This window comes from Gilliamella sp. M0320 (assembly GCF_016101635.1).
Classification (GTDB): Bacteria; Pseudomonadota; Gammaproteobacteria; order Enterobacterales; family Orbaceae; genus Gilliamella; species Gilliamella apis.
The window spans coordinates 173,233-193,672 of the sequence record NZ_JACFQD010000004.1 but is presented as its reverse complement, the minus strand read 5'-3'; the positions used below and the strand labels follow the sequence as shown (position 1 = coordinate 193,672).

The 20,440-nt window shown below is 36.7% G+C and carries 16 protein-coding genes; 3 read left to right on the top strand and 13 right to left on the bottom strand.

Annotated elements, in window-relative coordinates; genetic code table 11:
- Window positions 1-8: 8 nt before the first annotated feature.
- The 11 genes from recC to tyrA all read right to left on the bottom strand — a co-directional run bounded on the left by recC (window position 9) and on the right by tyrA (window position 12,698).
- Window positions 9-3,218 (bottom strand): exodeoxyribonuclease V subunit gamma, encoded by a 3,210-nt coding sequence (recC, locus tag H3T83_RS06925; protein ID WP_198215404.1) that lies wholly within the window; start codon window positions 3,216-3,218, stop codon window positions 9-11.
- Between the two features lie 266 nt (window positions 3,219-3,484).
- Complete coding sequence (locus H3T83_RS06920) at window positions 3,485-3,910, bottom strand: F0F1 ATP synthase subunit epsilon (protein WP_034901523.1); 426 nt, start codon at window positions 3,908-3,910, stop codon at window positions 3,485-3,487.
- 26 nt (window positions 3,911-3,936) lie between these two features.
- Complete coding sequence (gene atpD / locus H3T83_RS06915; protein ID WP_034901521.1) at window positions 3,937-5,319, bottom strand: F0F1 ATP synthase subunit beta; 1,383 nt, start codon at window positions 5,317-5,319, stop codon at window positions 3,937-3,939.
- Window positions 5,320-5,366: 47 nt separating this feature from the next.
- Window positions 5,367-6,236 (bottom strand): F0F1 ATP synthase subunit gamma, encoded by an 870-nt coding sequence (gene atpG, locus H3T83_RS06910; RefSeq protein WP_065614742.1) that lies wholly within the window; start codon window positions 6,234-6,236, stop codon window positions 5,367-5,369.
- A 14-nt stretch (window positions 6,237-6,250) separates the two neighbouring features.
- Entirely contained in the window at window positions 6,251-7,792 is a 1,542-nt protein-coding gene (gene atpA, locus H3T83_RS06905) for a F0F1 ATP synthase subunit alpha (RefSeq protein WP_034901516.1), read from the bottom strand.
- Between the two features lie 11 nt (window positions 7,793-7,803).
- A complete protein-coding gene (gene atpH / locus H3T83_RS06900; protein ID WP_034901515.1) occupies window positions 7,804-8,337 on the bottom strand; it encodes a F0F1 ATP synthase subunit delta in 534 nt (177 codons plus the stop codon).
- A 13-nt stretch (window positions 8,338-8,350) separates the two neighbouring features.
- Complete coding sequence (gene atpF, locus H3T83_RS06895; protein ID WP_034901512.1) at window positions 8,351-8,821, bottom strand: F0F1 ATP synthase subunit B; 471 nt, start codon at window positions 8,819-8,821, stop codon at window positions 8,351-8,353.
- A 24-nt stretch (window positions 8,822-8,845) separates the two neighbouring features.
- Window positions 8,846-9,076 carry a F0F1 ATP synthase subunit C gene (gene atpE / locus H3T83_RS06890; RefSeq protein ID WP_034901511.1) on the bottom strand — a complete coding sequence of 77 codons (231 nt, stop codon included), beginning with the start codon at window positions 9,074-9,076 and terminating at the stop codon, window positions 8,846-8,848.
- A 36-nt stretch (window positions 9,077-9,112) separates the two neighbouring features.
- Window positions 9,113-9,895, bottom strand: a complete 783-nt coding sequence (atpB, locus tag H3T83_RS06885; protein WP_198215403.1) for a F0F1 ATP synthase subunit A — start codon at window positions 9,893-9,895, stop codon at window positions 9,113-9,115.
- 254 nt (window positions 9,896-10,149) lie between these two features.
- Window positions 10,150-11,487, bottom strand: a complete 1,338-nt coding sequence (gene glmM / locus H3T83_RS06880) for a phosphoglucosamine mutase (protein ID WP_198215402.1) — start codon at window positions 11,485-11,487, stop codon at window positions 10,150-10,152.
- A gap of 89 nt (window positions 11,488-11,576) precedes the next feature.
- Complete coding sequence (gene tyrA, locus H3T83_RS06875; RefSeq protein WP_198215401.1) at window positions 11,577-12,698, bottom strand: bifunctional chorismate mutase/prephenate dehydrogenase; 1,122 nt, start codon at window positions 12,696-12,698, stop codon at window positions 11,577-11,579.
- A 115-nt stretch (window positions 12,699-12,813) separates the two neighbouring features.
- Between tyrA and xthA the strand changes: the two genes are divergently transcribed.
- From xthA to H3T83_RS06860, 3 genes are all read left to right on the top strand, one after another.
- Entirely contained in the window at window positions 12,814-13,620 is an 807-nt protein-coding gene (xthA, locus tag H3T83_RS06870) for an exodeoxyribonuclease III (protein ID WP_198215440.1), read from the top strand.
- A 23-nt stretch (window positions 13,621-13,643) separates the two neighbouring features.
- A complete protein-coding gene (gene xseA / locus H3T83_RS06865) occupies window positions 13,644-14,993 on the top strand; it encodes an exodeoxyribonuclease VII large subunit (RefSeq protein WP_086353735.1) in 1,350 nt (449 codons plus the stop codon).
- A 195-nt stretch (window positions 14,994-15,188) separates the two neighbouring features.
- The gene (locus H3T83_RS06860; RefSeq protein ID WP_198215400.1) at window positions 15,189-16,859 is read left to right on the top strand and encodes a molecular chaperone HscC; all 1,671 of its coding nucleotides are present in this window, start codon (window positions 15,189-15,191) and stop codon (window positions 16,857-16,859) included.
- Window positions 16,860-16,943: 84 nt separating this feature from the next.
- Here H3T83_RS06860 and H3T83_RS06855 read toward each other — a convergent pair whose 3' ends face one another.
- Complete coding sequence (locus H3T83_RS06855) at window positions 16,944-19,625, bottom strand: J domain-containing protein (RefSeq protein WP_198215399.1); 2,682 nt, start codon at window positions 19,623-19,625, stop codon at window positions 16,944-16,946.
- Entirely contained in the window at window positions 19,622-20,320 is a 699-nt protein-coding gene (locus H3T83_RS06850; RefSeq protein ID WP_198215398.1) for a DUF1266 domain-containing protein, read from the bottom strand. Before H3T83_RS06850 ends, H3T83_RS06855 begins: the two co-directional genes overlap by 4 nt.
- Window positions 20,321-20,440: the final 120 nt, after the last annotated feature.

The window sequence follows — 20,440 nt, the reverse complement described above, 5'->3', positions numbered from 1 at the left end:
AGTGCCTCCTATTCTTCGACTTGATGTAATAATATCGGCAATAAATATCGCTGAGCAAACTGTATTATTTGTTCAATTAGATTATCGGTTAATTCGGGATAAAGCCTTGCGTAATAACTATCACATTCTGCGGTAAGAAATTGGCCCCCTTGCCAAGTGGTTAATAATTTGCTTATTGCTTTTTCATTGGGTTCAATTTGTTCAGTTTTTGGATTATATGCAGCAAGTAGCCAGCTCCATGCGCTTTGTAATGGCATTAATAGTGGTTGGTTGACACCTTGTATAAAACCTTCAACGAGTTCTGTTAACAGCGTTAACGCTTGTGAGGCATCAATGTGTAAAAATCGCCATTGGTTGTCTTCTCGGCCATATAAGCGACTTTGGCTGTCGGTTTTATCCCAATTCAAAATACAAAAAATTAAGTGATCAATCCATAATGAAATACCATCACGAATCGAAAGCTTAGCTGGGCGCCAAGTTAAAATACCATCTGCTTGAATATGGGTTAGCCAACCTTGTAATTGATAATGTTGTTCATCTATCGAAATAGTTAAATTTACCTCTAAGGTTGATGGATTAGTTCTCTCTTCAATGATTTTATTGGCTAAAGGTTGCAGAGCTTCACACAGCTCATCATAAATAATTTCACCAAAGGCACCATCTGGTAATTCACCAGTTAGCTTAAGCCGTTGGTAAAAGTTATCACAACCTTGTGAATCTTTAGCAATCATTTCATTTAAAATTTGTAGATTAAGTTGATAGCGTTTTAAGTTATCTAGGCTAAAGTTTTCAGCATCGGGCAAGGTGTCATCTAAATAATTGACGTAAAAATTAAAGCGTTTTTGTAAGAAAAACCGAATAGAGTGTTGATAAAAACGTTTTAATTCATCTAGATTAATATTATCCACAATGACTTTGCTAATACCGCTGATAAATGATTGGTTTTCTCCCGCTTTTAATGCGGCAGGTAACCATTCATCAGCATAACTTTTAGGTTCATTTAAGAAATTTTGTGGATTAAATGGTGTGCGAGTATGCAACGTTCTTAAATTATCAATTAAAGGCGTGTTTTTATCTGAATCTTTATCAGTAGCATCATGATAATACTGCACAATATAATCCCAAAGCTCATCGACTAATACTGACGGATAACGTTCGCTATCATCTTTCATATCTCGACCGATATAACTGATATAGAGTTGATCTTGTGCAGATAAAATAGCTTCTAAAAACAGATAACGGTCATCAATACGTCGACTACGATCACCTCGACGAGGGTTTTGAGCAATTAAGTCAAAATCTAAAGGTAAAGATGTTCTTGGATAATCACCATCATTCATACCTAACAAGCAAACCAATTTAAACGGAATCGAGCGCATAGGCATCATGGTACAAAAGTTTATTTTACCAACTAAGAATCGATGGGCTAAATGATTTTGTTCCAAGCGTGATTGCATTGCATCATGTAAAATAGTTATCGAGATGTTGTCGGTAAAATTGGCATTTAAACCACTGCTGATCAGCTTTTGCCACTCTTCTTGGATCATTAGCAAAATTGATTCACGTGAGTCATTACTAACAAAAAAATCATTAATCAGTTCAATACAGCAGCCTTGCCATTCTGTTAATGGCTTATCTTCACTGAGAATGGTTAACCATTTACGCACCGATTTTATAAATTCTGCTAACTGACCAATTAATTCAGCATCTAAGCCGGTAGCACCATCATAAGCTAATATCTGTTGCCAACCACCTTGTTCGCTATTCATGGTATAACCAAGTAATAATCGTTCAAGACCAAAGAGCCAGCTGTGAGCATTTTCTAGACCAAAACGAATGCCTGATTCAATAATCCAAGTATGTAATAAAGTTAGTTGTGACTCACTTATGGCAAACTTTTCAGCAATGGCTGGAATTTCAAGTAGATTAAATAACTCTTCAGCGGTAAAGCGGCTTTCGGTAAAGTTTAATATAGCAAAAAATCCTTGCACCATTGGATCAATGTTACGCGCTTTTTGATCGGAAATTGTGAATGGTAAATAGCGTTGTCCTTCAGCGTTACCGAATACTGACCGAATATAGGGTACATATTTATCAATATCTGAAACCATGATAATACAATCACGTAATTCGAGTGTTGGATCGGCATCAAATGCAGATAATAGATAATCATAAAGTACTTCGACCTCGCGCTGTTCACTATGGCAAGCGTGGAAGGTTACGGATCTATCTGTTTTCTTTATCGGCGCTTTTACATCACTGGTTTGATAAAGTTCTAAAATATCTTGCTGAATTGAATCTAATAAACATTTTCGCTCATGATCGACAAAAATATCAATATCTTGTTTATTATTGAATTCCTGCAATAAAAATAGGTTATCTCGTCCTAATTTACCCCAAGATGTTAATAATGGGTTAGGAATATTATTAGGTGTATTTTGGATCTCTGATAGCTGTTTTTCTACAATATCGCCCCAGTACCATTTGCAAGGATTGTTAAACATTAAATGGACATCAATGTGTTGACCAAGTGCTGATAATAATGACAAATAAATTGGCGGTAGTGAGGTAATACCAAAAATATAGACTCGTTTCGGTAATGATTTTAATCTTGTGCGATCGAAATCATTATCTAACAAAATGTCCAACATTTGCTGATAGATATTGGCACGATGATAAGGTTGACTAATTGCAATTAGTTGTCGCCATAATTCAGATTGCCAGATTTCATCTGGATGATGATTTAGTTCAGCTACCGTTTGCTTGTTTTCCCATTTGGCTAACCAGTCAGGGCGATAAACTAAATATTGGTCAAATAATTGTGCGATTCGGGTCGCTAGTTGATACTGTTTTCGTTCTTCTTTATCAATATTAAGATAATGTTTAATGGTATCAAATTCAGGTCGCTCGATTATTTTTGGTAATAGATAATACAAACGCCAAGTCATTGATTCGATATTATAACTATTTTCCAGAGGTGAATTAGGTAACAGAGTTTGGTATAACTGCCAAATAAATTGGCTTGGAAAGAGAAAATCAACATTAGCAACAATCCCTAGATCATTGGCTAATTCAATTTGTAACCATTGTGCCATACCTTGGCTTTGCACCATAACCATATCAGGCATAAAAACCTGTTCTAGCGGATCTCTGCGCATTAATTCGCTAACGAGTGATTTTAGTAAATCGACTTGATTTGAATGATAAATGGTGAACATAGTTACATTAATATTAATAGAATTAATCAGATTATCGCTGATTGCTATTAATAAATCTAGCCATGTTTAAATAGTAACTTTTTATAACTAAATAACTATATAAAATACCAATGGTTTATAAAAATTTTGAGGAAAGGGGTTTTTTAGAGGTAAAAATTGTGTCTTTTAGATAGTGATAGTTCAAATAGTCGTTCAGCAAATAATAAAAAAGGCTACAATTTATTAATTTGTAGCCTTTTATTGCCTAGTTTAGTGATCAATAATCCTTATTGACCTAAACGACGAGTTAATTCTATAACTCGTATTTTTGCTAAGGCTTTTGAAAGTTCAGCAGATGCTTGAGCAAAAGACATATCATCGCTAGGGTGATTAATGTGTTCTTGCGCTTGTCTTACTGCTTCTTGAGCCCTTGCTTCATCCAAGTCTTCACCACGAATGGCGGTGTCAGCTAAGATTGTTACCATGGTTGGTTGTACTTCTAAAATACCGCCAGATAGATAAATAAACTCTTCTTCACCATCGGCTTTAACAATCCCGACCATTCCCGGCTTAATGGTTGTCAGTAACGGAGTGTGACCAGGATAAATTCCAAGTTCACCTTCTCGTCCTGTGACTCTGATTCGCTGAACATCACCTGAAAAAAGGTGAGATTCAGCACTAACAACTTCTAATTGATAGGAAGTTAGTGCCATAATGCTCTCTCCGTTCTATAAATCTCTTAGAGAGATTTCGCTTTCTCAATCGCTTCGTCGATTGAACCAACCATATAAAATGCCTGTTCAGGAATATGATCATAATCACCATTCATGATACCTTTAAAGGCACTGATGGTGTCTTTTAATGGTACGTATTTACCTGGTGAACCAGTGAACACTTCTGCAACGAAGAATGGTTGAGATAAGAAACGTTGAATCTTACGTGCACGAGCAACAGTTAATTTATCATCTTCTGATAATTCATCCATACCAAGAATCGCAATGATATCTTTCAATTCTTGATAACGTTGAAGAATTGACTGTACGCCACGAGCACAATCGTAATGTTCTTGCCCAACAACAAGTGGATCTAACTGACGACTGGTTGAGTCAAGTGGGTCAACCGCTGGGTAGATACCTAATGATGCGATTTGACGACTTAATACGATTGTTGCATCCAAGTGAGCAAAGGTAGTTGCCGGTGACGGGTCAGTTAAGTCATCGGCAGGTACATATACTGCTTGGATTGAGGTAATTGACCCAGTTTTTGTTGAGGTGATACGTTCTTGTAATAACCCCATTTCTTCTGCTAATGTCGGTTGGTAACCTACCGCAGATGGCATACGACCTAATAGTGCAGATACTTCGGTACCGGCTAAGGTATAACGGTAAATATTATCGATAAATAATAGTACGTCTTTACCTTCATCACGGAATTTTTCTGCCATGGTTAAACCAGTTAACGCTACGCGTAAACGGTTTCCTGGTGGCTCATTCATCTGACCATAAACCAATGATACTTTATCAAGTACGTTTGATTCTTTCATTTCATGATAGAAGTCGTTACCTTCACGAGTACGTTCACCTACACCAGTAAATACTGAGTAGCCTGAGTGCTCGATCGCGATGTTACGAATTAATTCCATCATGTTTACGGTTTTACCAACACCAGCACCACCAAATAGACCGACTTTACCACCTTTTGCAAATGGACAAATTAAGTCGATAACTTTGATACCAGTTTCAAGTAATTCTGTTGAGTTAGCCAACTCTTCGTATGTTGGTGCTGCACGGTGAATCGCCCAACGCTCTTCTTCACCAATTGGACCCGCTTTATCAACAGGATCACCAAGTACGTTCATAATACGGCCAAGTGTTTTTGTTCCTACAGGAACTTCAATGCCGTGACCTGTATTTACTACTTTAAGTCCACGTCTTAAACCATCAGATGAGCCCATTGCGATACAACATACAACGCCACCACCTAATTGTTGCTGAACTTCCAGAACTAATTTATCAGTGCCAGTTTCCACTTCTAATGCATCATATACCTTTGGTACTGCATCTTCTGGGAATTCGACATCAACCACCGCACCGATGATCTGGACAATCTTTCCAGTAGCCATTTTTAATCCTCTACGTCTTTTTCTTAACTATAAGCCAATATTTAGCACTAACCTGAAACAGCAGCTGCACCAGATACAATATCAATTAATTCATTTGTGATCGCACCTTGACGGGCTTTGTTATACACAATTTGTAATTCATTAATTAAATTTGCACCGTTATCGGTTGCTGCTTTCATGGCCACCATTCTTGCTGCTTGTTCACTCGCTAAATTGTCAACCACCGCTTGATAGACTTGTGATTCAATATAACGACGTAAAATCACATCTAATAATGATTTTGCATCAGGCTCATAAATATAATCCCATGATGAAGCTTTAAGTTCTTTATCTTCTGAAGCCGGTAATGGTAATAATTGCTGTATTGTTGGCTTTTGCGACATGGTGTTAATAAACTTATTAGTTACAATATATAGTTTATCAATTTTACCGTTGTCATATGCCTCAAGCATTGTTTTTACCGGACCAATTAAATCAGATAAAGTTGGTTCATCACCTAAATTAGTTACTTGGGTTAAGATGTTGGTTTTTACTGAAGAGAAAAACGAAACACCTCGAGAACCAATTAAAGCGACATCTGCTTCAACGCCTTTCTCTTGCCATGCTGACATATCAGCAATAACAGTTTTGAAAAGATTGATATTTAATCCACCACATAAACCACGATCGGTTGAAATGATAAGATAGCCAACTCGCTTAACATCCCTTTCTTCCAGATAAGGATGTTTAGTGCCTATTTGAGCTAACGCTAAATGTCCAATTACTTCACGAATCATTTCAGCGTATGGACGACTAGCCGCCATTCTATCTTGCGTTTTACGCATTTTAGAATTAGCTACCATTTCCATCGCTTTGGTGATTTTTTGCGTACTTTGGATACTGGCAATTTTCGTTCTAATTTCTTTTGCATTAGCCATTTGTTACCTCACCCTTACCAAGTTTGAGTTGATTTAAAGCTTTCAAGCATTGCTTTTAACTTGTTTTCAATCTCATCATTGTAATTGCCTGTTTCGTCGATTTGCTTAACAAAATCGGCATATTGACTATGGGCATAAGCAAGAAGTGCTGTTTCAAATGATAATACTTTTGCAAGTTCAACATCTTCTAAATAACCACGCTCCGCAGCGTAAAGTACAATTGATTGCTCAGCAACAGTCATTGGTGAGTATTGCTTTTGTTTGAGTAATTCAGTTACTTTTTCACCGTGGCTTAATTGGTTTCTTGTTGCTTCATCTAAGTCAGAGGCAAATTGTGAGAATGCTGCTAATTCACGATATTGTGCAAGTGCAGTACGAATACCACCAGATAATTTTTTCATTATCTTAGTTTGCGCAGCACCACCAACACGAGAAACCGAAATACCTGGGTTTACCGCTGGGCGAATACCTGAGTTAAATAAGCTAGTTTCAAGGAAGATCTGACCATCAGTAATCGAAATTACGTTAGTTGGTACGAACGCTGAAACGTCACCTGCTTGGGTTTCGATAATTGGTAATGCAGTTAATGAACCTGTTTTACCTTTTACTTCACCTTTAGTGAATTCCTCAACATAAGCTTCGTTAACCCGAGCTGCACGTTCAAGTAAACGAGAGTGAAGATAGAATACATCACCAGGGTAAGCTTCACGTCCAGGTGGACGACGAAGTAATAATGAAATTTGACGATAAGCAACCGCTTGTTTTGATAAATCATCATAAACAATTAATGCATCTTGACCGCGATCACGGAAGTATTCTCCCATGGCACAACCAGCGTAAGGTGCTAAGTATTGTAATGCTGCAGATTCAGATGCTGATGCCACCACCACAATTGTGTTTTTAAGTGCACCATGCTCTTCAAGTTTACGCACTACGTTAGCAATAGTTGATTGTTTTTGACCGATTGCTACATAGATACATTTAACACCAGAATCACGTTGATTAATAATGGCGTCAATTGCTAATGCGGTTTTACCTGTTTGACGGTCACCGATGATAAGTTCACGTTGACCACGACCAATTGGAATCATTGAGTCAACCGCTTTATAACCAGTTTGTAATGCTTGGTCAACTGATTGACGGTCGATAACGCCTGGAGCAACAACTTCGACAGGTGAGAACCCATCATGTTGAATCGAACCTTTACCATCAATTGGTTCACCAAGTGTATTGATAACACGGCCTAACAAACCGTCACCTACTGGTACCTGTAAAATACGACCAGTACATTGCACTTTCATCCCTTCAGATAAGTCTTCGTATGGTCCCATGACCACAGCACCAACAGAATCTCTTTCAAGGTTTAATGCCATTGCATATCGGTTACCAGGTAAAGCAATCATTTCGCCTTGCATTACATCGGTTAATCCGTGGATACGAAGGATACCATCACTTACTGAGATGATTGTTCCTTCATTGTGAGCATCACTCACAATATTGAACTGAGCTATCCGCTCTTTAATTAGTTCACTTATTTCAGTTGAATTTAGCTGCATTATCAGTCCCCTTAAGACTGTAGAACGTCATTTAGTCGATTTAGACGTCCTCTGATACTACTATCAATAACCATATCGCCCGTACGAATAATAAAACCAGAAATGAGCGATTTATCAATATGACATTTTAGTTTTACTTTTCGTGATAAACGTTTTTCGACTGCGACAGAAATTTTATCAAGTTGTTCACTGGTAAGCTCATTAGCAGAAATAACCTCAACATCTGCTTGTGCTTCTTTATCTAGACAGTATTGCTCAAACAAACTTAACACTTCAGGAAGAAGAGATAAACGTTTGTTTTCAGCCATAACTTTAATAAAATTAGTGCTAAACTCATCTAATACATCTTTACAGATATTGATGAGTAAGTTAGCCACTGAATCAGTTTTCATGTCAGATGTTAAGATACTTCTTATTTGAGCATCTTTGCTCACTTCAGATGTTAACACCAACATTTTGTGCCATGATTCGATGCTATTTTTTTCAACAGCAAAGTCGAAAGCGGCTTTAGCATAAGGGCGAGCAATCGTAATTAAGTCAGCCATTGCTCTATTCTCCTTATAGTTCAGCTACGAGTTTATCAATGATGTCGCTGTTAGCGGCTTCATTAACAGAACGTTCAATAATTTTTTCTGCACCGGCAATAGCGAGTGTAGCGACTTGTTGTTTAAGCTCTTCTCTAGCGCGTTTGCGCTCAGCTTCAACTTCAGCAAGTCCTTGAGCAACAATCCTTTCTTTTTCACGAGAAGCTTCTTGTTGTGCTTCTTCAAGAATGGCTGCTTTGCGTTTATTCGCTTGCTCAATAATTGCATTAGCCTCAACCTTAGCCTGTTGCATTATGTCAGATGTATTTGCTTTGGCTAATTCCAAATCTTTTTTTGCTGTTTCTGCTGAAGCAAGTCCATCTGCTATCTCTTTTTGGCGTTTTTCAATCGCTCGGATAACGGGTGGCCAAACAAACTTCATACAGAACCAAACAAACAATACAAATGTAATTGCTTGGCCGAGGAGAGTTGCGTTCATATTCATGAGACAATTCCTCTTAAATTATTATTAGCCTGCAACAGCAAAAATGACATATAACGCAATACCTACACAAATCATAGGGATCGCATCAACTAAGCCCATAACGATAAAGAATTGGGTACGTAACATAGGCATTAATTCTGGTTGGCGAGCAGCACCTTCTAAGAATTTACCACCTAATAAACCAATACCAACTGCACCACCGATTGCAGCTAATCCCATCATTATGCCTGCGGCTACAAATAACATACTATCCATTATATACTCCAGTTTATTATCAAAAAAATTTAAAAATTAATGATCTTCTGTTGCCGAAGCCATCGCTAAATAGACAATCGTCAACACCATAAAAATAAATGCTTGTAAGGTAATTATCAAAATATGGAAAATAGCCCATGGTAATGATAATACCCATTGTGACCACCAAGGTAATAGTGCAGCAATTAAGATGAAGATAAGTTCACCAGCATACATATTACCGAAAAGTCGTAATCCTAATGAGACAGGTTTAGCTAATAAACTAACAAGTTCTAGGACTAAGTTAATTGGTGCAAATGCCCAATGATTAAAAGGATGTAAAGTATATTCTTTAATAAAACCTGTAATCCCTTTATATTTGATTGAATAGATGATGATAAGCGCAAATACGCCTAAAGACATTGATATGGTAATACTAACGTCAGCTGTCGGTACGACTCTTAAATGTGATAAACCTAAATATTGTCCAGCGTAAGGTAAGAAATCAACTGGAATAAGATCCATCAGATTCATTAAGAAAACCCAAATAAACACAGTAAGCGCTAAAGGAGCAATAAGTTTATTTTGGCCAGTAAACATGTCTTTGACGGTATTATTGACAAATTCAAAGATCATCTCGACTGCACATTGAAGTTTACTTGGTACGCCACTCGTTGCTTTCCTTGCAACACGATGGAAAATCCATAAAAACAGCACACCAAGTAAAATTGAAAAGAACAATGAATCAAGATTAAAGGTCCAAAAACCAGAACCGACTTGCAAGTTCTCTAGATGGTGTTTTATATAAGCTTGCGGTGAAGCTGGAGAGGAAACTGCCATATAACCCTCTTACCTATTTTCTAAAAATAAAAACTACAGCTTGTTATATTTTTTACCTTAAAAGGTATAAACAATTACTGCAATAACCGAAGCTGTTATTTTAAACCTAATTGCCTATATTAAGTCAACAACTGATTAAAAAAATAAAGAATTTAGACACTTTTTACTAATTTTGCGTAAAGAATAACAGCTTTAATAATCACTTTATTAGAAATAATTTTCACCAATTGCCTAATTAATGAAGAAAAAATAGGCTAATTTGATTGTTTAACCGCATCGGCAATTTGTTCTGCAAGTTGCTGAACTTGTGATTGATTGCTACCTTCAACCATCACTCTAATAAGAGGCTCTGTGCCTGATTTACGAATGAGCACTCGTCCATTATTACCGAGTTGTTGTTCTGCCTGCGCAATGGCTGATTTGACCTCAGGATTCATTAATGGATCATCTTTACCTGAGAAACGAACATTAATTAATATTTGTGGTAGCATTGTCATACCACTACATAAATCAGCTAATGACATATTATTGCGTACCATGGCAGCTAAAACTTGTAAGCCAGCAACAATACCATCACCGGTAGTCGTTTTATCTAGCAGTAGAACATGACCTGAATTTTCAGCGCCTAATCGCCAATTTTTTTCAACTAGCATTTCAAGTACATATCTATCGCCGACTTTTGCTCTTACAAATGGAATTCCAAGATTTTTAAGGGCGATTTCCAGTCCCATATTACTCATTAGCGTACCAACCACACCACCTTTAAGCTGACCCTGTCTTAATGCTTCTCGAGCGATGATATAAATAATTAAATCACCATCAATTTTATTACCTTTATGGTCAACCATAATAATACGGTCGCCATCACCATCAAGAGCGAAACCTAAATCGGCTTTTTCATTGATAACTTGCTCAGTTAACGCTTTTACATCAGTGGCACCACAATTTTCATTGATGTTAACGCCATCAGGATCACAGCCAATTTTGATCACTTTGGCGCCAAGCTCACGCAATACTTTCGGGGCAATGTGATAAGTGGCACCATTGGCACAATCCACCACAATTTTTAGGCCTGATAAACTTAAATCGTGATCAAAAGTACTTTTACAAAATTCAATATATCGACCAGCAGCATCGGTTATTCGACTGGCTCGACCTAACTGTTTTGATTCGACGCAATCGATCTCTTTCTCTAGTTGTGCTTCGATTTCTAACTCAATTGCATCATCAAGTTTGCGTCCTTCGTTTGAGAAAAATTTAATGCCATTATCATAGAAAGGATTATGTGAGGCAGAAATGACTACACCTGCATCAGCACGAAATGTGCGAGTTAAATAAGCAATCGCTGGTGTTGGCATTGGGCCAGTAAAAGCGGCGGCAACACCAGCCGAAGCAAATCCTGCCTCTAATGCTGATTCCAGCATATAGCCTGAAATGCGAGTATCTTTACCGATGATGACTTTTTTTACACCATCTTTAGCTAGTACTCGCCCAGCAGCCCAACCTAATTTGAGAGCAAAATCAGGCGTTATAGGATATTCTCCAACTTTTCCACGAATACCATCTGTCCCAAAATATTTCCGATTAGACATGTTATTTCCTCATACAGAATTTTTATTTAACTCATTGCCAGCGTTATAATGTTAACGTTACTGCTATTTTATAAAAGTGCTTAGCTAAACTATTCTCGATTATCGTTAGCAAACTTCAATAATACTTGGCTTTCTTTAATAAAACGTTCGGCATAATTACCAAACCATTTGGTTACTTCATTAAAATTCTCAATGAATTTGGTTTTATCTCTTTGTTCGATTAATTCAACCATTTGCCCAAAACATTGATAGTAGCGTTTAATTAATTCAATGTTGGCATCTGACGCCATGATGATATCGGCATAAAGTACTGGATCTTGAGCAAACAAGCGACCAACCATCATTAATTCAAGTCGATAAATTGGTGACGATAGTGTAATTAATTGTTCTAGATCTGCGTGTTCTCGTTGTAAATTCACGCCATAGGAAAACGAAGTAAAATGACGCAATGCTTGAATAAATGACATGCATTTATCATGCTCTTTTGCATCAATCGCACATAAATTTGCTCCCCAAATCCGCATTTGTTCAATTAACCATTGGTATTGTTCCGGGTATCGTCCTTGGCAGTAAACAATAACTTGTTTAGCTAAATTAGGTACATCAGGGCCGAACATTGGATGTAAGCCAACTACAGGGCCTTCATGCTTAGCTAACATCGCTTGTAACGGTTTGACTTTGATTGAAGTAAAATCAGTTAAAATGCAATCTTTAGGTAGTGGTGGTAATTGTTCAATAATTTCACATGTTTTGTTGATCGGTACGGTCACAATAACTGCAGCAGCATCAGCAACGACTTCGGCTGCTTGATGCATGGTTTTTGAACCCAAGGTCTTGACTGTATAACCTGACAGGGTAAATAGTCTGGCAAATAGTCTACCCATTTGGCCATTACCACCAATGATGACAATTGATCCTTTGCCAGTGTAAACCTTTTTAAAACCTTTGTCGTTTTCACTAATATAAGACTCACGCATTAAGCGGCGTAAAATATCTTCAATTAGCGCTGGTGATATACCTAAATCTTCGGCTTCTTGTTTGCGTTTAGCTAACATATCCGCTTCACGTTTTGGATCGTAAATTGGAATTCCATGCTCGCTTTTCACTTCGCCAACTTCGGCGACTAATGCTAGTCGCTGACTAATTAAAGATAAAATCGATTGATCAACTTCATCAATTTTATTGCGCAATGCAAGTAATTCCTTTGACATATTTGCTGGATCCTTTATCACAAGTTATAGCTTTTACTGTAATTGCTTAACAGTATAACGTATTTTTGGTAGCATGGGTCAATTGCAAAATTAAATCAAATACAATAAATTTATGATTAAAGTTATCTCATTTAATATTAATAGTCTTCGGGCTAGAATTCATCAATTAGCTGCAATTATTGATAAACATCAACCGGATATAATTGGCTTGCAAGAGACCAAAGTTCATAACGATCAATTTCCTGTTGAGGAACTGGCACAGTTTGGTTATCACTTACATTATCATGGTCAAAAAGGGCATTATGGCGTGGCATTATTGACTAAGCAAAAACCATTGTCAGTGCAATGTGGTTTTCCAACTGATGAGGAAGGCGCACAATGCCGATTAATTATGGCTGAATTACCGACTAGCCAAGGTAATTTAATGGTTATCAATGGCTATTTTCCTCAGGGAGAAAGTTTACACCATGAAATCAAATACCCTGCTAAACGTAAATTTTATCAGGATTTAAATCAGTACATACAAAGTCAGCAACTTAATAGTCAATTATCCTTAATTATGGGGGATATGAATATTTGTCCAACCGATTTAGATATTGGTATTTCTGATGATAGTCGTAAACGGTGGTTGCGTACTGGTAAATGTTCTTTTTTGCCTGAAGAGCGTGAATGGATAAATAATTTAATGTCTCTTGGTTATACTGATACTTATCGTCATGCTAATCCTGAATCGCAAAGATATTCATGGTTTGATTATCGTTCCAAAGGATTTGATAGTGAAACAGGATTAAGAATTGATTTAATATTAGCCAGCCAAAAGTTACTGCAATATTGTCAACAAACTGGGATCGATTATGATATTCGAAGCATGGAAAAACCATCTGACCATGCACCGATCTGGGCACAATTTGATTTAGATTAAACTTCAACCATGAGGATAATAGTATGCAAAGCAGTTCGATTTTATCGGTCAAAGATCTTAACCAAATCGTTAAAGAACTGCTTTCTGAAGCTATTGGACAAATTTGGTTAGTGGGGGAAATTTCCAATTTTTCTCGCCCTTCTTCTGGTCATTGGTATTTCACACTAAAAGATGAAGTTGCTCAAGTGCGGTGTGCTATGTTTCGTAATAGTAATTTCCGCACCGGATTTACTCCACAAAATGGTCAACAAGTGTTGGTAAATGCTTCGGTAACGCTTTATGAAGCACGTGGCGAATATCAATTGGTCATTAATAAAATGCAACCCGCTGGTGCGGGACTGTTACAACAAAAATTTGAGCATTTAAAACAAAAACTGTCAGAAGAAGGATTGTTTGATCCTATTTATAAACAAACATTACCCGATAATATTCGTACGGTTGGAATTATTACTTCAGCAACTGGTGCTGCGTTGCATGATATTTGTCAGATATTAAATCGACGCGATCCTAGTTTGCATTTGATTATCTATCCAACTCAGGTACAAGGTAATGAAGCGGCTGCCCAAATAGCAAGGATGATTGAAATTGCCAATATTCGCCAAGAATGTGATGTGCTAATAGTTGGGCGAGGTGGTGGTGCACTTGAGGATCTTTGGGCATTTAATGAAGAAGTGGTTGCAAGAGCAATTTTTGCTAGCCGATTACCGATTGTCAGTGCTGTTGGTCATGAAGTCGATTTTTCGATTGCTGATTTTGTTGCTGATGTTCGTGCAGCAACGCCATCTGCAGCGGCTGAGCTGGTAAGTCGAGACAAACTAGAGCAAATTAAGCGTTTGCAAGTTCAAGAACAATATTTATGCATGGCGATGGATTACTATCTAATGCGTCGACGAGAACGCTTAAATAAATGGCGCCATCAATTACAAACACAGCACCCTCAAGCAAAATTATCAAAACAATTAAGTCGTTTATTAAGTGGTCGTCATGCCTTGTTTGAAAATATGCAGCAATATTTATTAAGGCAATCTTATCGCCATAACCTACTTGATAAACGTTTAGTTCGTGTTTCACCACGACATAAAATTCTTTATTATGAGCAAAGTCTTGAACAAAAACAGCAGCAAATCATTAATTTAATTCAAAACAAGCTGACAGATGCTAAACATCAGTTTGTATTACAAACATCTCAGCTTAATAGTGTTAGTCCACTAGCAACCCTAGAACGAGGTTATTCAGTAACAACTAATCAGCAACACAAAGTGATACGCACAGTTGAGCAAGTCGTTATTGGAGAAATGATTGAAACACAGTTAAAAAGTGGCAAAGTAACTAGTCAAATTATTGAGATTAATAAAAAATCTAATTCAAAATAGTTACGTTTAGGCTTGAAAAATTAACTTATTATAGCTTAATTAAAAATTAGCGCTTTATTTAACTATTCTGTTTTTATTCCTAATCTACACTTTTAATAAATTTAATGCTCGAAATTGGATAAAATTGTATCTTAAATAGTATTAAGGATATAATATCCAAAAAATTTATTAAAAAACTAAGAGAATAAAGTGGTTATGCATCCTCCAATAGGTATTGATTTAGGTACTACCAATAGTTTGATTTGTGTTTGGCAAAATGGTCAATCAACGCTTATTCCCAACGCTATCGGCGAAGTTGTTACGCCATCGGTGGTCAGTATTGATGAAGATAACTCTATTTTAGTCGGCCATGCTGCTTTATCACGTTTAACCACTCATCCTAGCCGTAGTGCTGCGGCATTCAAACGTTTTTTAGGCTCAAGTAAAGTTTTTGAATTAGGTGAGCAAAAATTCACCCCAACCGAACTTTCTGCATTGGTTTTAAAATCATTAAAAGCTGATGCTGAAGCTTTTTTAAAACAAGAGATTCGTGATGTAGTAATATCCGTACCTGCTTATTTTAATGATGAACAGCGTAAACAGACTCGCTTTGCTGCTGAGCTAGCTGGCTTAAATGCTGTGCGTTTAATTAATGAACCTACTGCCGCCGCCATGGCGTATGGATTACATGAAGAACAATCTGGAAATACCTTAGTATTTGATTTAGGTGGTGGTACATTTGATGTTACCGTGTTGGAATATAGCATGCCAATCATTGAGGTTCATGCTTCAGCTGGTGATAATTACTTAGGTGGTGAAGATTTTACTCATGAACTTGTTAAAGCTTGTTTAAGCGAATGGCAACTCAAACAATCTGATATACCAATTGATGACTATGCTCGCTTGCTAGATTTAGCCGAACAACTAAAATGTAAACTAAGTGGAGAACAAATACATAATTTGACTTGGTCTTGGCAAGACAAGTTATGGCAATTTTCATTAAATGAAATAAGAGCTAAATCAATTTGGTTACCTTTACTTAATCGCTTACGAGCACCTGTTGAACAGGCTCTAAGTGATGCTCGCTTAAAACCTAATGAACTTGAGCATATAGTCTTAGTTGGTGGTTCATCGCAGTTAGGTGTAGTTCGAGAGTTAGTAACCAAATTATTTGCCAAATTACCTTATCGTCACATTAATCCTACGACTATCGTGGCACAAGGTGCAGCAGTGCAAGCAGCATGTCGTTTACGTGATGTTGATGTTGAAGAAGTGATTCTTACCGATGTGTGCCCATATACGCTAGGCATTGAAAGTAGTTCTGGTAATATCAATGGTTTATTTTCGCCGATTATTGAACGTAATACGATTGTTCCAACGTCAAAAGTAAAAACCTTTTCTACGACCCACCCACAACAAAAAAGCATTATGCTTTCAGTTTATCAAGGTGAAAACCCTCGGGTAGAAAATAATGTTCTAATTGATGAATTTGAAGTTCCTTTAAAGCCAATGGAAAAAATACAAGGGATTGATGTTCGTTTTAGTTATGATTTAAATGGTTTGCTCGAAGTTGATGTGGTATTGCTTGAAACTGGCGAATTGCATGGCAAAGTGATTGATCATAGTCCAATAGGGTTAACTGATAAGCAAAAACAAGAGAGCCATGAACGTCTAGCGGCCCTTAAGATTCATCCGCGTGATGAAATGCCAAATCGTACTTTATTAGCGCGACTAGAACGAGCATGGGCACAGTCATTGGGTGATGAACGAATATTAATTGGAGCATATATTGAAGCTTTTATGCAAGTACTCGATCAGCAGAATCCTGAAGAAATCGAGCAAGTACGCAGTGAGATAGAGGTAAATCTTAGCGAGCTTAATCGATAATCATTACTTTTTCTAAAATTATCCCCTTTGCTAATCAGAAAATAGTGTTTCAAAGGGGATATGTAGATGATTCATTTTTTCTAATTATTTTTGTATTGGTGGTCCGTAGCGGTTGGTTTCATTAACAGTTGAAAGCCAACACGGCAATAATAGCAATGGTAATAAAATTGTGGCGGATATAAAATAGTAGATACCTCCATTAGAATAACAGTCATTTAAGCGTCGTTTTATTGCCAAAACACTATTGATTGTTGCTAATCCGCATAATACAAGCATAATTGGGTGATCTAAATTAGTTTTTCCTGCTGCTCCTATTATTAGAAAAAATAAAGGTAAACTGACGTAGCCCATTTGTTTTAAGAAACCAGTTAAATTTGTTCGCCCCTTCCAACGCCAAATTTGCCACCATTCATTTGGCGGAAATGATTTTGATTGCAGCTTTTTCTGGTGATCCATATTTTTGGCTAACAGCAATGCTGAGGATAATTTAATTATGCTATTATTATCATTATTTTGTCCAATTTCTTCTAGTACTTCGATATCTTCTTCTTCGCATAGCGAATCATCTTTGTCTAACTTTTTATTTATAGCATATAATTTATCTATGTTTTGCAATTCATCATTATGTTTTTTAAGGGATGATGGAATAGATAATTTATCACAAAATGCGTTAGCAAGTTTTTTTAACTGTAGATCATCGCCAGCAAGTTTTTGTAGTATTTGGTGTAGTTTTGTTTTTTGATTTGGTTTATCAAAAACAATCATATACAGTAACATTAAACAACTTACTGGTTTGTTGGCTAGTTTATTTGCCCATCTTTGTTCAACTATTTGTTCAATTTCATCCCAATTAACTTCTTCTGGCGAGTCGGTAAACGTCTCAATTGAATTTGGATAATTAACCAACATACTGCCAATCAACTGGTTATCAGTATCGATTAAATTATATAATTGTGTATCATTTTGCCATTCGTTAGACTTAAAGGTATTGATCAGCGGCACTAGCGGATCATTTTCTGGGAGTAAAAATAAGTTATCTTTTTCACGAATAAAGTCTGCGGCTTTAATTGGTGAATTGGCAATAGTAATGGCTAATAAACAGTAACGATACCATTGCCAATAAGCATTCTTATCAGCCTCAATAATTGATTGTTCAGGTGATTTAGGTAAATTATTAAACCCCCTAAATTGATAATATACCGGCCAATCAAACATTTCCATATTTCGATAAGTTACATTGCGGTATAAATGTAATTTGGCGACAAATGGGATATCATCGAATCTATCTAACCATAATCGACCATATAAAAACTGATTGCCTTTTTCGTTATCTGGATCAAATTTAGTCGGGATAGTTGCATTTTCATCACTTTGGTACAACCATTGTTTAAACTCCTGAACGGGTGGCAAATTAGTTAGCCATTCAAGGTGTTGTCTAGCTTGACGCTGTAAATTTTGTAGAATAAATTGTTCAAATTCATCTTCACTCGAGTCAGCTAAGATTTCTTGCAAAAGTGTTTTATTACCATGTCGTAGCATGATTGCATGTCGGTATAAACGATATAACCGATTGTTTCCATCATCGCATAATAAAGTGTGTAGAACTTGACGATAATTCCAATGATTATCCAGAGCCCAGGTTATAACAGCCGCAATTTCATTGCTGTAGTTTTGTTTCCTAAATTTCAGTAGTCGAGAAATTGTTGATGGCGTAAATTGCGGAATACTATATATATAAGTTTCCTGATCTTCTGCCGTTAAACAATAAGATTGGTTTAATGCCAGAATTAATAATGGTAGATAATCAACCCGATTCTTGGAACACCATAACATTAACCAGCTGGTCGCCTTTTCTTGATATTGCGGTAAACGATAAAGTTCTAACCAAAGTAATAAGGCATTTTGTTCGTCTTCAAGCAGTGAATACTGCATTGCGGCGACGGCTTTCCATTGTTCTTGTATTTGCTGTTCTTGATTAGGATCGTCAATACAAGTTAAGGCATAATCTAATAATCCTCTATTTGGCGATTTAGCAAAATAATACCAATCGGCTAATTCTTGCATGAACTCGGGATTATCAGGTAAGTAAACTACAGTATGAATAGATAAATATTCAGCTAACTCCACTGCTGGTTTTTCCCAGAAAAGCCATCTAGCACAACGAGCATAGTCGATGGTTACATTTTGTATGGCTTTATTCGTCCTTGGTAAGCTGTCATAATCAAAAAAGTCACCACGATCAATATGATCAAAAAAATTCTCATACATATCAGTGTCGTTGGGCGAATAACTATTTATTTGCTGACGCCAGCGTAGATTATCAGCTAATATCTTCACACATGATAGTGAAATTGTTACTGTGTCATAACTGATATCTAACATTTTCCATTTAGCCATTTCCAGTATAGACATTGGGTAATCATAAAATGTAGCAACAAATTTATGCCACTCATTCACATCATGGCATCGAGCCGGATCATCGAGTAATGCTTGATAGTTATCACAGATTTCTTTGACTTGTTGCTCTTCTGCGGTGAGGGGTTTTATGACCTCTTCAGCGAGATTTTCTTGATTTAATTCTTCAGTTATTGATTCTGGTGATTTTGCATACTGCATTGCTAATTCATAGGCTTCGCGTAGCGCTTTAAAACCATCAGGATCTGTTTCAGGATGATATTCAGGTAGTTTTGCCCGATATGCTTGTCGAATCACGGCGATATCGGTAGTTTTCTCAATTGCTAATAATTGCCAAAAATTGTTATTCATGACCAAGCATACTCCATTAATGATTCAGGTTTTTCCAATTCTTCTATCTCAATATGCCAAGGCAGGTGATGATAAGGGGAATCTTCGTCGCTATACAATTTAGTCATAGTCCATGTTTGGGATGAACGGCATAAGTCACAACGTAATCTTTCTAAATCTTCTTTATTAGTCAATGATTCCCAATATTGATAACCGACAAACCAACCAGAAAAATAACTTTGCCATGATGAATAATAGTATTGTGCTCGCAGTCCTATTCTATACAAAATCCAAAGGGCTTCTTCTTCAGTAATAAATTTATTGGTGATGCCATTACGCAATATATATCCCATACGTGCGTAATCCCAACTACGGATGCCTCCTGTGCCACATTCGGAATAAGTCTGTTCAACAAATTCGAGCAAAACTTTATCGTAATCGCTCTGTTTCTCGATATAATTTAACCAATCTAATGCCGATAGGCGAGGATACATAAAATAATGTTTAGATAAGGCTGTTGCATGACCATCATCGACCATATTAAAAACCATTGCTAATAGTGTTTCTCGCGAATCAATACCCCAGTCTTGTTTCAAATCGGTATATTTATCCTCAGGAAAAAAAAAGGGTGATGTATAACTTGCGCCACACTCTTTATTTAAGGCAACCATTGGTGCTGATAGACCATATAACCAATCAATATAATCTTGATTCATAGCTTTATTCCATTTATTTTTTATACGACTTTTTATCAAAAGATAACAGATTTGATAAAAAAATAAATATTTGTTAAGGCAATTAGACTATTTATTTTTTTACTATAGGTTAGCTAAAAA

Coding starts and splice junctions, on each gene's coding strand:
- recC (WP_198215404.1), bottom strand. CDS start 3,218: ATGTTCACCATTTATCATTCAAATCAAGTCGATTTACTAAAATCACTC.
- H3T83_RS06920 (WP_034901523.1), bottom strand. CDS start 3,910: ATGGCACTAACTTCCTATCAATTAGAAGTTGTTAGTGCTGAATCTCAC.
- atpD (WP_034901521.1), bottom strand. CDS start 5,319: ATGGCTACTGGAAAGATTGTCCAGATCATCGGTGCGGTGGTTGATGTC.
- atpG (WP_065614742.1), bottom strand. CDS start 6,236: ATGGCTAATGCAAAAGAAATTAGAACGAAAATTGCCAGTATCCAAAGT.
- atpA (WP_034901516.1), bottom strand. CDS start 7,792: ATGCAGCTAAATTCAACTGAAATAAGTGAACTAATTAAAGAGCGGATA.
- atpH (WP_034901515.1), bottom strand. CDS start 8,337: ATGGCTGACTTAATTACGATTGCTCGCCCTTATGCTAAAGCCGCTTTC.
- atpF (WP_034901512.1), bottom strand. CDS start 8,821: ATGAATATGAACGCAACTCTCCTCGGCCAAGCAATTACATTTGTATTG.
- atpE (WP_034901511.1), bottom strand. CDS start 9,076: ATGGATAGTATGTTATTTGTAGCCGCAGGCATAATGATGGGATTAGCT.
- atpB (WP_198215403.1), bottom strand. CDS start 9,895: ATGGCAGTTTCCTCTCCAGCTTCACCGCAAGCTTATATAAAACACCAT.
- glmM (WP_198215402.1), bottom strand. CDS start 11,487: ATGTCTAATCGGAAATATTTTGGGACAGATGGTATTCGTGGAAAAGTT.
- tyrA (WP_198215401.1), bottom strand. CDS start 12,698: ATGTCAAAGGAATTACTTGCATTGCGCAATAAAATTGATGAAGTTGAT.
- xseA (WP_086353735.1), top strand. CDS start 13,644: ATGCAAAGCAGTTCGATTTTATCGGTCAAAGATCTTAACCAAATCGTT.
- H3T83_RS06860 (WP_198215400.1), top strand. CDS start 15,189: ATGCATCCTCCAATAGGTATTGATTTAGGTACTACCAATAGTTTGATT.
- H3T83_RS06855 (WP_198215399.1), bottom strand. CDS start 19,625: ATGAATAACAATTTTTGGCAATTATTAGCAATTGAGAAAACTACCGAT.
- H3T83_RS06850 (WP_198215398.1), bottom strand. CDS start 20,320: ATGAATCAAGATTATATTGATTGGTTATATGGTCTATCAGCACCAATG.